Below are 14,488 nucleotides of genomic sequence, written 5' to 3' on the forward strand. Positions count from 1 at the left end.
CGTCAGTTTCTCCTGACAGACATTTCAGGGATGCTTCCGATACTCTGGTATCGTTGCGCTTGCCTATGTTTGCAAGCCTGATAAAACTAACAAGTCTGGGAAGATTGCAATGCGAGTTTTCTTTGCCCCTGCGGCACATACCGCGCACTCCGCACGCCTGGCGCACCTGATACGCTGGGTACGCCCATCGCGTCTGCTGCGTTATGTTGCCATTCTGACGCCACTGGCGCTGGCCGCCTGCAGCAGTGCACCACCGCTGAACACGGCTTCGTCGTCTCCGACCGCCTCCACTCCGGCGGCGCGTGCCGCCAACGGTAAGCCGCTGCCAGCATTGCCGGCGGCCGGCTCGGGCCGTGGCGGTTATTACAAGGATGACGGCCCGGGCGACCGGCCGCCAGACGGCCTGCTCGATACGCCGGACGCCGATCCCAAGATTGAGCCTTTTTCCAAGGCGGGTAGCCGTCCTTACGCCGTATTCGGCAAAACCTACACGCCGATTACCGATGACCGCCCGTTCAAGCAGCGTGGTATCGGCAGCTGGTACGGCAAGAAGTTCCACGGTCAGAAAACGTCGTCGGGCGAACTCTACGACATGTACAAGATGACGGCCGCGCATCCGACCTTGCCGATCCCGTCCTATGCGCGCGTCACCAATCTGAAGACGGGGGCGCAAGTCATTGTGCGCATCAACGACCGCGGTCCTTTCCATTCGACCCGGATCATTGATCTGTCATACACCGCAGCGCTGAAGCTGGGCTATCTGTCGTCGGGTAGCAGCGAGCTGGAAGTAGAGCGCCTGCTGCCGGATGAAATCAACCGCATCGCGGAGAACAAGCGCAATGGCGTCACGACGACGCCGGTACCGGTGAATGCTGCCAACACTGCGAACGTTGTCAATGCTGCTCCTGCGACATCGGGAGTGACGGTAGGCAGCGTCGCGCCGCAAGGACAGATCATGCCGATTTCGATGACGACATTGCCTGCCGCGGCACAGGCAAATGGCAGTGGTTCAAATGGCGAGTCGGGAGCAGCAAGTGATTCCAGTGCCACCAGCGCGCCGCTGTCCAGCGGCTTTTACCTGCAATTTGGTGCTTATGCTCAGGAAGCCAACGCCCGCAGTGCACGCGACAAGCTGATGCAGAATCTGAGCGGTGCGGTCGACAAGCTGGAAACCGTTGTCGTCAACGGCCTCTATCGTCTCTACGCAGGTCCTTACACCAGCCGCCCCGCCGCCATGGATGCCGCACAGTTGATTCGTCAGCGTGCTAACGTCACTGGCTTTGTCGTCGAGCGCTGATGTCCGCGCCGGCATATTCGCATTGATTATTTGAAGGAGGACGGATGCATCCCTATTTGTTGCTGGGTATCGCCATTGTTTCGGAAGTCATCGCTACCTCCGCCTTGCGCGCCTCCGACGGCTTTACCAAGCTGATTCCCTCGATAGCGGTCGTGGTCGGCTATGCGCTGGCGTTTTTGTTCTTGTCGATGACGCTCAAGACCATCCCGGTCGGTATCGCTTACGCCATCTGGTCCGGCCTGGGTATTGTCCTGATCTCGATCGTGGCGTATTTCGTCTACGGACAGACGCTGGATACCCCGGCCATCATCGGCATGGCGCTGATTCTGGCGGGTGTGCTGGTGCTGAACCTGTTCTCCAAGTCGACGGCGCACTGAACCCTCAGGGGTTCAGGCGCATCAAACTTATTCGGCGGCATCCCGCAACTGCAAAGCGCGCTCATAGAGCGCGTTTTTCTTTTGGCCGGTGATCTGCGCCGTCAAGGCAGCGGCTTGTTTGACCGGCAATTCCGCCAGCAGAATTTGCAGGATGCGTTCGGCATCGGCATCCGCGACCGCATCCTCACCGGCGGTCGCACCTTCCACCAGAATGACAAACTCGCCGCGTTGACGATTGGCATCCGCAGCCAGCCAGGCCGGCGCATCGGCCAGCGCACAGCGATGGATGCTTTCGAACAGCTTGGTCAGCTCGCGCGCCAGCACGATCTGGCGTTGCGGACCGAAGGCCAGCAACAGCGCATCGACGGTTTCCACGATCCGATGCGGCGCTTCGTAAAACACCAGCGTGGACGGATCCTGTGCCAATTTCAACAAGGCGGTCTCGCGCTGTTTGCTCTTGTTCGGCAAGAAGCCGACAAAATGGAATTGGTCATTGACCAGGCCGCTGGCCGATAAGGCCGTCACCGCAGCCGATGCGCCCGGCAAGGGCACGACGGTCAGGCCGGCGGCGCGTACCGCTTCCACGATGCGCGCACCAGGATCGGATACCGCCGGCGTACCGGCATCAGATACCAGGGCAATACGCTCGCCTTGCTGCAAGCGCGCAATGATTTTGTCGGCGGCTTCGCGTTCGTTATGCTCGTGTGCCGCAATGAGTGTCTGGCTGATGCCGTAGCGTGTCAGCAGGTGACTGGTGTTGCGGGTGTCTTCGCAGGCCACGGCATTCGCAATCGACAAGACGTGCAAAGCACGCAACGTCATGTCGCAAACATTTCCGATGGGCGTAGCCAGCACATATAATGCCGACTCAGGATAGGTCTGTTGCGCGGCTTCCGCCAGAACGGACGATGCAAGAGAAGTGACGGATGCGACGGATGCCGCGTGTGCGTTCGAGTTGGGGTGACTCATTGGAGAAGATCATGTTGGGAAAATGGGCGAAAGTCATCTTGCTGACCGCGCTGCTGAGCGGATTGTGCGCTTCCGTGCAGGCATTTACAACCGTTACTGATAGTGCTGCGGTTGCTACCTCACCTGTAGCTCCACCTGCTGCGCCTGCATCTGCCTCAGCAACAACACCGACAGCCACCACAGACTTCAGCGTACTGCCTGTCAATAACCAGCCGCCGGTACGCGTAGCGTTGTTGCTGCCGTTACGCTCCAGCGTGTTCGGCGCGGCCGCCGATGCGGTGCGTACCGGTTTCCTGACTGCATCCGAGCGCAAAAAAGACAACATTGTCATCACCATCATCGAAACCGGCGATGCCGCTCAGGAAGTCCTCAACGCTTATAACGACGCCTCCGGAAAATACGACATCATCGTTGGCCCTCTGTCGCGCAGCGCAGTGACGGCCCTGGTACAGTCGGCCGCCGTGCGCAAGCCGACCATTGCGCTGGGCCAACCTGATCTCCCCGACACGGCCGATCAACGACTGCCGCGCCAGATGATCATGATGGGATTGTCGATTGAAGAAGAAGCACGCCAGGTTGCCGCCTGGGTCGAGCATGAGAAGACGCCCGGCAAGATCTTTGCCGTGTCGACCAACATCGCCTGGCAGCGCCGGGCAGTGAAAGCATTTACTCAACAGGCGCGCCAGCAAGGAATGACCGTGGAAAACCTGGAACTGAGCGTGCCCAACAATGCATTGAGCGCGACCGGTCTGGCACAACTTGGCCAACGCATCCAGGCGGAAAAACCGGCCTTGCTGTTTGTTGCCCTGGATGCAGCGCAGACTATCCAGCTGCGCAGCGCCATCGGCAACGACATTGCCCTGTACGGCACCTCACAACTCAATCCGCTGACGCTGGCCACCGCGACCGCCGCCATCAACGCAGCAGCAAACAATGCCGCCGCCAATGCCGCCACCGGCACCCCGCCCGCTCCCGACAATCGCTTACCGGAGCTCGACGGAGTGCATCTGGTCGACATGCCATGGCAATTGCAGGCGGATAACGCCGCCGTCATGGCTTATCCACGTTCCGTCACCAATAACGATGTCAAGCAGAACGCAGATCTGGAACGCCTTTATGCACTCGGTATTGACGCCTTTCGCGTCGCCAATGAAATCGCTCAACAGCGCTCAGGCTTCGACATCGATGGCGTGACCGGCCAGATCACCGTCAACATGGCGGCCGGCGCCACGTATTTCCAGCGCAAGGAAACCCAGGCCGTGTATCAGGACGGTGTCGCGGTGCCGGTCGCCAATCAGCGTTGATCGGACGGGCATGGCGTTGTTTGACCGCTTCCGCACCGACAGTACCAAGCGCACCAGCAAGCAAGTCAGCGGCGATGCGGCTGAGGACGACGCACTGGCATTCTTGTTAAAACAGGGTTTGATCGAGGTGGAGCGCAATTTTCGCTGCAAAGGAGGCGAAATTGACCTGATCATGCGCGAACGGGACACCATCGTCTTCGTCGAAGTGCGCAAACGCAGCAAAAGCAACTTTGGCGGTGCGCTTGCCAGCGTCACCCGTACAAAGCAAAGACGCCTGATCATCGCCGCACAAGTCTATCTGCAGCGCTATCGCATGCCACCGGACTGCCGTTTTGACGTCATCGGCTATGACGGCGAGCAGATGACCTGGCTGAAAAATGCCGTAGAAGCAATATCTGAAGCATTTTGATACGCTTCTTTACTCCTCTCACCGGGGTGGAGCAGGCCAACTACACTATAATTGGCGAGCCTGTCGCCGTTGCATACAGGGTTGAGGCGCATCTTCTCCTCTCCCATGCGGACGACCTGACCGGGACGAACCAGGGACTGTCGTTCTTCATGCACTGTTAAATACTCTCGTACCATGACTAATCAACGTATCCTCTCGCACTTTCAGGAAAGTGCCGAACTCAAGCTCCACGCCGGTTCCGTGCTGGCACAGCCGATTGAGCAAGCGATTGAACTTATGTTCACGGCGCTGTCGAATGGCAACAAGATTCTTGCCTGCGGCAATGGCGGTTCGGCTGCAGACTGCCAGCATTTTGCGGCTGAACTGGTGGGACGTTTTGAACGTGAACGTCTGCCGCTGCCTGCGCTGGCATTGACCACCGATACGTCGATCCTGACTGCAGTCGGCAACGATTACAGCTATCTGGAAATTTTCTCGAAGCAGGTGCAGGCCTTTGGCCAGGCCGGCGACGTGCTGCTGGCTTTCTCGACGTCGGGTAACTCCGGCAACGTGCTGGCGGCAATCGAGATTGCCCAGGAACGCGACATGCGCGTGGTGGCGTTGACCGGTAAAGGCGGGGGCGCCATCGGCAAGAAACTTACCGATGCCGATGTGCATATCTGCGTGCCGCATGACCGTACCGCGCGCATTCAGGAAGTGCATCTGGTGACTCTGCATTGTATTTGCGACGGTATCGATGTCGCGCTATTTGGAGGTGATGTGAATGAATGATGTCAAGGCAGGTTGGTTGAAATGGCGTCGTCCGCTGGCGGCAGTTGCCGTTGGCGGCATGCTCGCGATCGGGCTGCAAGGCTGCTTCGGCGTGCTCGCCGGTGGCATGCTGGCAGGTACGTTCGCCGCAACGGATCGCCGCACGCTGGGTGCGCAGACCGAAGACAAGTCGATTGTCGTCAAGGGTGAAGCCAATATCCCTGACGTGGTCGCTGCCGGTTCGCACGTCAACGTGACCAGTTTCAACCGCAAGGTGTTGCTCTCCGGTGAAGTGCCTGACGAAGCGTCGAAGGCAGCTGCCGAGCGCGAGATCAAGAGCCTGCCTAACGTCAACGGCGTGTTCAATGAACTGGTGGTTTCCGGCTCGTCCGGCTTCTCCGCCCGTTCCGGCGATGCGCTGATCACCAGCAAAGTGCTGGCCAGCCTCGTGGATGCCAAGGATCTGTACGCCAGCGCCTTCAAGATCACCACCGAACGCGGCATCGTCTACATGATGGGACGCGTGACCGAACGCGAAGGCAAACGCGGCGCCGATATCGCCGCCGGTGTCAGCGGCGTGCAAAAGGTTGTGACCCTGTACGAATACATTTCGGAAGAAGAGCTGAAGCAATACATCAAACAACCTCCTCCGGACCAAGCCAAGTAATCAGGGCCGGCAGGAACTGCTCTGACGCCGGCCTGTCTGACGCGGGTCAGGTACTCAGGCATCACCGAAGCAAGTTAAGAACCGCCGATGTCACCGACACCGGCGGTTTTTTCATGGCGTTGTTATCCGGGAAGCCGGCTCCGGCACGAAGAGGAAAGCACGTCTATAATGGCCCGATAGTCATGTCCGCAATATTGTAAAAATTGCAACTCTGACAGGCAAGCAGTACTCCGCAGCAATCACAACGGAAAAGACATGGAAGCTCAACACGCCACCAGTTCAGTTACTCCCGCTGCTCCGCGCAGCCGCCTCGCGCTCAAGCTTGGCGGTGTCGCCGTCGCTGCCGTCATCGCATTGTTCGGCTACACCTCGCTGTCGGCGAAGAACACCGCGCCCGACGTGACCTTCATCAAGCTCGACGGTCAAAAGGTCGCTCTCAAGGAGTTGCGCGGCAAGGTTGTCATGGTCAATTTCTGGGCGACCAGCTGCACTACCTGCGTGGGTGAAATGCCGCAGATGATTTCGACCTACAACAAGTACAAGGATCAGGGTCTGGACTTCGTTGCCGTCGCGATGAGCTACGATCCGCCGAACTATGTGCTTAACTACACCGAGACGCGCAAGTTGCCGTTCAAGGTTGCGCTCGATCCGCAAGATACGCTGGCCAAGGCTTTCGGCGACGTCAAGCTGACGCCGACGACCTTCGTCATCGGCAAGGATGGCAGCATCCTGAAACGCTATGTCGGCGAGCCGCAATTTTCTGAATTGCATCAGTTGCTGGAAAAGGCGCTGGCCGCCTGATCATTGGTATGCGCCTGCATCAAATAAAAAAGCGCCGGTTCGATACCGGCGCTTTTTTTATACCTGCAGTTTTATCGATGCTGCCGTCAGAACTGTTCCCAATCCGCTTCCGCAGATGATTTTGAAGAAGTCGTTTGTTTCAGTTTCGGTGGCGTTGCAGCCGCAACCTTGGCCGGCTTGCGTGCAGGGGTGATGTCGACTGTACGCAGCGTCGGCTGCGGCGCCAGGCGGGTATTGTCCAGCTTGAAGACGCTGACCACCTGCGTGAGCGTTGTCGCCTGATCCTGCAGTGACTGCGCAGCGGCGGCGGCTTGTTCGACCAGTGCCGCGTTTTGCTGCGTGGTCTCGTCCATCTGTGTGATGGCTTGATTGACTTGCTCGATGCCGTCGCTTTGCTCCTGACTGGCAGAACTGATTTCCGCCACGATGTCGGTCACGCGCCGCACGCTGGCGACGACTTCCGTCATGGTGGCGCCGGCTTGTTCCACCAGCTTGCTGCCGGAGTCGACCTTTTCCACCGAGTCATCGATCAGGGTTTTGATTTCCTTGGCAGCGGCAGCCGAGCGTTGCGCCAGGCTGCGTACTTCGGATGCCACCACCGCAAATCCGCGCCCCTGTTCTCCGGCGCGGGCGGCTTCCACTGCCGCATTGAGCGCCAGAATATTGGTTTGGAAAGCGATGCCGTCAATCACGCTGATGATGTCGACGATCTTTCTCGACGAAGCGTTGATCGCACCCATCGTATCGACCACCTGGCCGACCACGCTGCCGCCTTGCACGGCGACCTCTGATGCCGACACGGCCAGTTGATTGGCCTGGCGCGCATTGTCGGCATTCTGTCTGACGGTGGAGGTCAGTTGCTCCATCGCGGACGCGGTTTCTTCCAGTGATCCGGCCTGGCTCTCTGTGCGTGCGGACAGATCAAGATTGCCGCTGGCGATTTCACTGGAAGCCGTAGCGATCGTGTCGGTACCGCTGCGTACCTTCCCGACGATATTGAGCAGGTTGTCGTTCATGGTCTTCAGAGCCTGCAGCAACTTGCTGGTTTCATCCTTGCCGCTGCCGTCGATATGCGAGGTAAGGTCACCCGATGCCACCGTCTCGGCGATGCTGACTGCCTCGTTGAGCGGGCGCGTGATGCTCAGCGTCAGCAGCCAGCCGAGAATGCCGCCCAGCACCAGCTCTATCATCCCAAGGCTCAGCAACAGCGTGCGTCCGGATCGATAACTGTCGTTGATGTGCTGCGCAGACTGATCGATTACCTGAGTTTGGTAGTCGGCATACTTCAGCACGCTGCCGGAATAGTCGTCCATCATCTTGACCAGCTTGGTGTTGGTCAGTTGCTTGGCTTCCTCAGCATTACCCGCCGCCTTCATCTTGAAAATATCCTCGCGCGCGGTACGGTATGCAGCACGCAGCTTGCCCACTTCGTCGAACAGCTGTTTTTCTTCCGGTGAGGAAATCGCGGTCTCTACCCGTTTCTGGATATCGCTGACCTTCTTCGATTCGGCATCAATCTGGGTTTGGAAGAACTTCTGAAATTCGACATCATCGCTGCGCATCACGGCGAAGGTACGTACACCGTTTTCTTTGATCGCGGCATGCCATTTCGAGGCATCGCGTTCTTTCTGCAAAGCATTTTTGACCATGTCGTCGGTGGCGTCGCCAATGCCCTGCAGCCGCCAGACGCCGATGCCGACCATCACCGCCATCAGCATCAGCATGGCAACGAAGCCGATACCGAGACGTACGCCAATTCTGAAGTTTTTCATGCCGGTCTCCTATCCGTGTTTCCGGCTCCGTCGCTATCGCTGCAGATGCTGTCGCTGCAGATGACGCCCGGTCGCCGTTTATATTCTGCGCTTTGGCGGCGCAGGCATTCGTATTTTTTCTTATTGGACGATTCAGCGTATCACACGGAGGCAAGGCCAAATCGCAAGATAGTCGCCCTTTGCCGTGCCTGTTAATGCTTTATCAAGATCATCGGCAGCATGGGCCGATAACTTTACACCGCCGTTGACGATGATTTAATGCAACAGTGACAACGGCCCGTTATAATCGAACGCTTGGAAAGTGCAACACGGCAATGCGCAGATCAACATCGCCATACCTTTCACCCAAATGACAATAAAACCGGACACGGCCGCGCATGCCGTGGAAATAGAAAAACTCACGCAGTCCCTGGTTCGCGAGCGCGATGCACGCATGCAATCCGACGCCCGCCAGGAAACCCGTCTGCGTCAATTGCAGCTGCTGGAAGCCGTCGCGGTCGCCGCCAATCAGGCCGACTCGGTCGAGGCGATTCTTCAGTTTGCCGTCGATGAAATCTGCCGCTATACCGGGTGGCCACTGGGACATTGCTACCACGTGCGCAAAACCGGCAGCCAGGCTGCCCTGGTGTCGGCCGATATCTGGTTCGGTGTGACACGTCCCGAATTCAGCGCTTTCAAGTGCAAGACCAGTGATCCGCAATTTCAGGTTCAAAAGGATTTGCCGGGACGCGCCTTCAAGGAAGCTGCGCCGGTCTGGACCGTCAATATCGGCGTTGATCGCGAAGCGCCGCGCGCCGATGTCGCCCGTGCTGCCGGTATCAAGGCCGGTGTCGCTTTCCCTGTGCTGAGTGGCGGCGAAGTCGTTGCCGTGCTGGAGTTTTTCTCGGATCGCGTGCTCTCGCTGGACGACAATTTGCTGCGGCTGATGAGTCTGATGCGCCAGATCGGCAGCCGTATCGGCCGTGTGGCTGAGCGCCGTCAGAACGCGTTGAGGCTGGTTCATGACGCCTCGCATGATGCCTTGACCGGCCTGCCCAACCGCACACTCTTTTTGCAGCAGCTCGACCTGGCGCTTCAACGCCAGTGGGAAGACGACAACGCCGGTTTTGCCGTACTGTTCATCGACCTTGACCGCTTCAAGATCGTCAACGACAGCCTCGGTCATCTGGCCGGCGATCGCATGATCATTCAGGTCGCGGCGCGTCTGAAAAATGCTGTTCGCCCCGATGTCGTCGCAGGCATGACCGGTGCCGAGACTGCCACCGTCAATGCGAAGTACACGCTGGCGCGCATGGGCGGTGACGAATTTACCGTCCTCCTGCGCGACATCCCCGATGTCGGTGAAGCCGAGCGGATTGCCGAGCGTATCCAACTCGCGCTGGCGCTACCCTTCCTGATCCGCGATCAGGAGATTTATGCCAGTGCCAGCATTGGTATCGTCTTCAGCGATGTTGGCCATACCTTGGCCGATGAAGTATTACGTGACGCCGATCTGGCGCTGTACCGCGCCAAGGCTGTCGGCAAGAGCCGCTATGAAGTATTCGACCGCAGCATGCGCAAAGGCGCGGTCAGCCGTCTGACGATTGAGACGGCGCTGCGGCACGCGCTGAAGAACAACGAGTTTGTGCTGCATTACCAACCGATCATCGAACTGCAGGCCGGCACCATCGTCGGCGTCGAAGCACTGGTGCGCTGGCGGCGCGGCGCGGACGAGCTGGTCTATCCGGGCGACTTCATCGATGTCGCCGAAGACACCGGCCTGATTCTGCATATCGGTATGTGGGTGCTGCGTGAAGCCTGCCGTCAGATGCACGCCTGGCATCAGCAATTTCCGCGCGTCAAGCCGCTGACGATCAGCGTCAACATCTCGCCACGCCAGTTCGTACAGCCCAATCTGGTCGATCAGATTCAGCAGATCATCACAGAGACCGGCATCGATCCCAATACGCTGCGCCTAGAGATCACCGAGAGCGTTACCATGGGCGACGTCGAACGTACGATCAAGATCCTGTCGCAGCTGCGCGCCCTGGGCGTGCGTTTCAGCGTCGATGACTTTGGAACCGGCTATTCGTCATTGAGCTATCTGCATCGCTTTCCGTTGGATGTATTGAAGATCGACCGCTCTTTCGTCATGGGCATGAAAGAAGACAGGGAACGCCTGCAAATCGTCGAAACCATCATGACGCTGGCGCGCAATCTGGGTATCGAAGTGGTGGCGGAAGGAACGGAAACGGAGATGCAGGTCGACCATCTGCGTAACCTCGGCTGCGATTTCGGTCAGGGATTTTTCTTCTCGCGCGCACTGGCGGCGGAGACGATTACGGATCTGCTTTACGTCCCGCATCACGTGCTGGAAACCGCCTACGTCAATTCACTGCAGGCGTTGCAGTAATCAGGTCCGGCGTAGCAAGCGCAGCGAACCGGCCGGCAGCAGCACACAAATCGCAGCGCCGAAAATCAGCACGAAGCCCAGCATGTCCGGCGTGCTCGGCCGTTCACCCAGCAACATCACTGCGCCACTAACACCGACCACAGGCACCAGCAGCGTACCGAGCGCAGCGATGCCGGCGGGCAGCTTGGCGATGATTTCGAACCACAGGATGTAGCCCGCAGCCATGCCGAAAAAGATGTGATACGCCAGCGCGCAGATCACCGGCAGATGCAACGCCCCCGGATGCGGCCAGCCTTCGAAAGACAGCAAGCCGGTCAATGCCACGAGCGCACCGATCAGCAATTGCCACGCTGCAATCGCCAGCGGTTCGGCGTTGATCCTGGCCCATTTCATGTAGACCGTGCCTGCCGCCCAGGTCAGCGCGGCTGCCAGCGCATAGACAATCCCATGCGGCAAGCCGCCGCCAATCAACGGAGAAATCAATACCGTCAGACCGCCTGCGCCGAGTGCCAGTCCCATGCCACGCACGCGATCCAGCTTCTCGCCCAGTGCAACGCGTGCGAACAGCGTTGCCCACAGCGGCATCGAGTAAGTGATGATCGCCACGCGTGAGGTCGCCGCACCGAGCTGTGCAAAAGTCAGCAGGATGTTGAACAGTGCGATATTGAGCAGGCCGGTCATCACGATGTGCACGCGATCACGCGAGCCGATATGCAGCGCACGTCCGCGCACCAGCGCCAGCACGAACAGCGTGCACGCTGCCGCACCGAGCCCGATGGTACGCAGCGTCCACGGTGACACGCCGCTCAGGGATACTTTGACGGCAGGCCAGTTCAGCCCCCAGACCACGCCGAGGACAAGCAGCAATAGCTTGGCTCTGCGGGTGTCCTTGCGGCTCTGGGTGCTTGTTTGTGACATTCTCCGCTCGGTTGGTCTGACCGTCAGACCGGCGCTGGTGTCGATGCGTCGAGCGGATACACCGGACGGCGTACTTTGCGAATCGGGAACAGATCAAAGTTGGAACTGGTCGGCCCGCCGCTGTCGGAATCGCATTCTTCCAGCCCCTTGCTGATCGGCACGAACACGGGACGGCAATACATGCGCGACTTCAGGATCACGTAATCCATCGTTGCCGGATCCAGGCCGAGGCTGGTAAACACGCCCAGGTCATACGGTTCGACGGGTTCTTCGGTGATGACGATTTTTGCTGCGCCGGTATCGAATAGGACGCTGTTGCCCATGTTGATGGTCGAGCCGGTATAAATCGGGCCCGACACGCGAAACACGCCATCGGTGATCGCCAGCACTTTGCCCGTCAGTTGCAGCGGCGTCTTGGTGATGCCCTGTTGCGTCAGCGCTACCTTGTTGCCGACCGCCAGCGTGACCGTACCGCCCACACCCGCTTTCAACAATTGTTCGACTGCTTCCGGATCGCTGATCGGGCCGGCGGCGATGCCGCTCATGCCCTCGGCCAACGCCGCTTCCAGCACGTCCATCGTGTTGCAGGTGCCGCCGGACATGACGTTGTCGCTGTGATCCAGCAACAGCACCGGGCCTTTACCCGAACCTGCCGCCATGTCGCGCGCATGTGCCAGCGACTGGCGCAACGGTTGACTATCGTAGACGAAATCATCACGCTCAGCCCAGATCTGTTTCGCGATCGTATCGGCGACGGTCTGCGCGAGGGCTGCATCGTTGTCGGTCACCACCACCACCGACATGCCCGCATCGCGGAAGTCGGATAAAGGAAATCCCGCCAGTACCGACACCGCCAGCACGCCGGTTTGTTTTTCGGCGAGTTTGGCTTGTTCCACTGCGCGCTGCATAGCCGATGCCGAGGTATTGCTGGTCAGCGTCGCCGACAGCAGCGGCACTTGTCGCCAGCCGGTGACCGGACGCGATTTTTCCTGCAGCAACTCCACCAGCAGGCGGCCGGCATGCTCGCCCGTTTCATACATGTCGATATGCGGATAAGTCTTGAAGCTGACGATGACGTCGGCATTGTCGACCATCTTTTGCGTGACGTTGCCATGCAGGTCGAGCGCCACGCACATCGGCACATGCGGCGCGATCTTGCGGATGCGTTCGAGCAGCGTACCTTCGCCGTCGTCCGCGTTCTCCGCCACCATGGCGCCGTGCAGATCCAGCATGATGGCGTCGCAGCCGCCTTCGATCGCGCGCACGATGGCATCGGTCATCAGCGTATAAGCATCGGCGGCCACGGTTGCGCTTGGATTGGCCGTAGCGGCCAGCGGCGTGACGATGGACGCCGACATGCCGTCAGCGATATCGAGGAAAGCGCCCATCGCAGTGCGCGCGCCTTTCTGATCCTGATAAGCGGCGCTGTCCCATTGCGGCGCGAAGGCTTCCAGCGGCGTCGGGATAGGCGAGAAGGTATTGGTCTCGTGGTTCAGACGGGCGATGACAATTTTCAACGGCATGACTATTCCTGGCGTGTTCTTCAGTATCTTCTTCAATCAGGCGACGACTTTTGCGCTGGCCAGCATGGCGTGCAGCAGAACGTTCGCGCCGGCTTCCAGATGTTCCGGTTTGGCATCTTCGATTTCGTTATGGCTGACACCGTCCTTGCACGGCACGAAAATCATTCCGGCCGGTGCCAGGCGCGCTGCGTAAATCGCATCGTGACCGGCGCCCGAGACCACATCCATGGTCGCGTAACCGAGCATTGCCGACGCATTGCGCACTTCACCGACGCAGTCAGGATGGAAAGGGCAGGGCGGGAAATAAGACACGCGCTCCAGTTCGATCTTCAGGCCGGTCTTCTGGCGGGTTTGTTCCAGATAGGCCAGCAAGTCTTCATGCATCTGATTGAGCGTCTCATCGCTGACGTTGCGCAGGTCGATGGAGAATTTCACTTGTCCCGGAATCACGTTGCGGCTGTTCGGCATCACCTGCACCTGACCGACTGTGCCGCGGCCGTATGGCGGATAGCGATTCGCAATGGCCACGACTTCCTGCATGATGTAAGTGGAGACTTGCAGCGCGTCCTTGCGGATTTCCATCGGCGTCGGACCGGCATGCGACTCAAAACCGGTGACTGTGCAGTCGTACCACGACAAACCGAGTACCGCCGGCACTACGCCGATGACGGTGTCGGCATTTTCCAATACCGGGCCTTGCTCGATGTGTGCTTCGTAATATGCGCCGATAGGATGATCGCCGCACTTCTGTTCGCCGATGTAGCCGATGCGTGTCAATTCGTCTTTTACGTTCTTGCCGTCGACGTCGGTCGCGCTATAGGCATGCTCCAGCGTGAACGCGCCGCAGAACACGCCCGAACCCATCATCACCGGCACGAAGCGCGAACCTTCTTCATTGGTCCACACCGCGACTTCGATCGGCGCTTCGGTCTGGATGTTGTGCTGGTTCAGCGTGCGGATGACTTCCATGCCGGCCAGCACACCGTAGTTGCCATCGAATTTACCGCCGGTTGGTTGGGTGTCGATGTGCGATCCGGTGACCACCGGCGGCAACGCATTGTTGCGACCGGCGCGGCGCATGAAGATGTTGCCGATCTGGTCGACGACGACGGTCATGCCTTCCTGTTTCGCCCAGCTGCTGACGAGATCGCGGCCTTGCTTGTCGAGATCGGTCAGCGCCAGACGGCAGACGCCGCCCTTCGGCGTCGCGCCGATCGCGCCGAGATCCATCAGCGAGTTCCACAGGCGTTTGCCGTCGATACGTAAATTGGTGATGCTGGTTTTCATGTCCATGAATGACTCCGTCAAA

General features: G+C 59.1%; 13 protein-coding genes. 8 read left to right on the forward strand and 5 right to left on the reverse strand.

Annotated features, from left to right (window positions below):
* Window positions 1-109 precede the first annotated feature (109 nt).
* Complete coding sequence (locus hmeg3_RS00740) at window positions 110-1,297, forward strand: septal ring lytic transglycosylase RlpA family protein (RefSeq protein ID WP_094562024.1); 1,188 nt, start codon at window positions 110-112, stop codon at window positions 1,295-1,297.
* A 44-nt stretch (window positions 1,298-1,341) separates the two neighbouring features.
* Window positions 1,342-1,674: an SMR family transporter gene (locus tag hmeg3_RS00745; protein WP_094562025.1), complete on the forward strand. Its 333-nt coding sequence runs from the start codon at window positions 1,342-1,344 to the stop codon at window positions 1,672-1,674.
* Window positions 1,675-1,701: 27 nt separating this feature from the next.
* Here the strand turns inward: hmeg3_RS00745 and rsmI are convergent, their stop codons facing one another.
* A complete protein-coding gene (rsmI, locus tag hmeg3_RS00750; RefSeq protein ID WP_094562026.1) occupies window positions 1,702-2,643 on the reverse strand; it encodes a 16S rRNA (cytidine(1402)-2'-O)-methyltransferase in 942 nt (313 codons plus the stop codon).
* 11 nt (window positions 2,644-2,654) lie between these two features.
* Here rsmI and hmeg3_RS00755 point away from each other — a divergent pair, with 11 nt between their 5' ends.
* The 5 genes from hmeg3_RS00755 to hmeg3_RS00775 all read left to right on the forward strand — a co-directional run bounded on the left by hmeg3_RS00755 (window position 2,655) and on the right by hmeg3_RS00775 (window position 6,574).
* On the forward strand, window positions 2,655-3,947 hold the full coding sequence (locus hmeg3_RS00755; protein ID WP_094562027.1) for a penicillin-binding protein activator: 1,293 nt from the start codon (window positions 2,655-2,657) through the stop codon (window positions 3,945-3,947).
* A gap of 10 nt (window positions 3,948-3,957) precedes the next feature.
* Window positions 3,958-4,356 carry a YraN family protein gene (locus hmeg3_RS00760; protein WP_094562028.1) on the forward strand — a complete coding sequence of 133 codons (399 nt, stop codon included), beginning with the start codon at window positions 3,958-3,960 and terminating at the stop codon, window positions 4,354-4,356.
* 174 nt (window positions 4,357-4,530) lie between these two features.
* On the forward strand, window positions 4,531-5,127 hold the full coding sequence (locus tag hmeg3_RS00765; RefSeq protein ID WP_094562029.1) for a phosphoheptose isomerase: 597 nt from the start codon (window positions 4,531-4,533) through the stop codon (window positions 5,125-5,127).
* Window positions 5,120-5,773: a BON domain-containing protein gene (locus hmeg3_RS00770; RefSeq protein WP_094562030.1), complete on the forward strand. Its 654-nt coding sequence runs from the start codon at window positions 5,120-5,122 to the stop codon at window positions 5,771-5,773. The genes hmeg3_RS00765 and hmeg3_RS00770 overlap by 8 nt, the downstream gene beginning before the upstream one ends.
* Window positions 5,774-6,028: 255 nt before the next feature.
* Entirely contained in the window at window positions 6,029-6,574 is a 546-nt protein-coding gene (locus hmeg3_RS00775) for a peroxiredoxin (protein ID WP_094562031.1), read from the forward strand.
* 86 nt (window positions 6,575-6,660) lie between these two features.
* On the opposite strand, the gene hmeg3_RS00780 is transcribed toward hmeg3_RS00775, so the two are convergent.
* Window positions 6,661-8,346 carry a methyl-accepting chemotaxis protein gene (locus hmeg3_RS00780; protein WP_094562032.1) on the reverse strand — a complete coding sequence of 562 codons (1,686 nt, stop codon included), beginning with the start codon at window positions 8,344-8,346 and terminating at the stop codon, window positions 6,661-6,663.
* A 382-nt stretch (window positions 8,347-8,728) separates the two neighbouring features.
* Between hmeg3_RS00780 and hmeg3_RS00785 the strand changes: the two genes are divergently transcribed.
* Window positions 8,729-10,738, forward strand: a complete 2,010-nt coding sequence (locus tag hmeg3_RS00785; RefSeq protein ID WP_198361755.1) for a GGDEF domain-containing protein — start codon at window positions 8,729-8,731, stop codon at window positions 10,736-10,738.
* Here hmeg3_RS00785 and hmeg3_RS00790 read toward each other — a convergent pair whose 3' ends face one another.
* Genes hmeg3_RS00790 through hmeg3_RS00800 form a run of 3 tightly spaced genes read right to left on the reverse strand, consistent with a single transcriptional unit; the run spans window position 10,739 to window position 14,472 of the window.
* The gene (locus hmeg3_RS00790) at window positions 10,739-11,656 is read right to left on the reverse strand and encodes a DMT family transporter (protein ID WP_094562034.1); all 918 of its coding nucleotides are present in this window, start codon (window positions 11,654-11,656) and stop codon (window positions 10,739-10,741) included.
* A gap of 23 nt (window positions 11,657-11,679) precedes the next feature.
* Window positions 11,680-13,179, reverse strand: coding sequence for a M81 family metallopeptidase (locus hmeg3_RS00795; RefSeq protein WP_094562035.1), 1,500 nt, complete (start codon window positions 13,177-13,179; stop codon window positions 11,680-11,682).
* Window positions 13,180-13,215: 36 nt separating this feature from the next.
* Window positions 13,216-14,472, reverse strand: coding sequence for a Zn-dependent hydrolase (locus hmeg3_RS00800; RefSeq protein ID WP_094562036.1), 1,257 nt, complete (start codon window positions 14,470-14,472; stop codon window positions 13,216-13,218).
* Window positions 14,473-14,488: the final 16 nt, after the last annotated feature.

This window comes from Herbaspirillum sp. meg3 (genome assembly GCF_002257565.1).
Classification (GTDB): domain Bacteria; phylum Pseudomonadota; class Gammaproteobacteria; order Burkholderiales; family Burkholderiaceae_D; genus Herbaspirillum.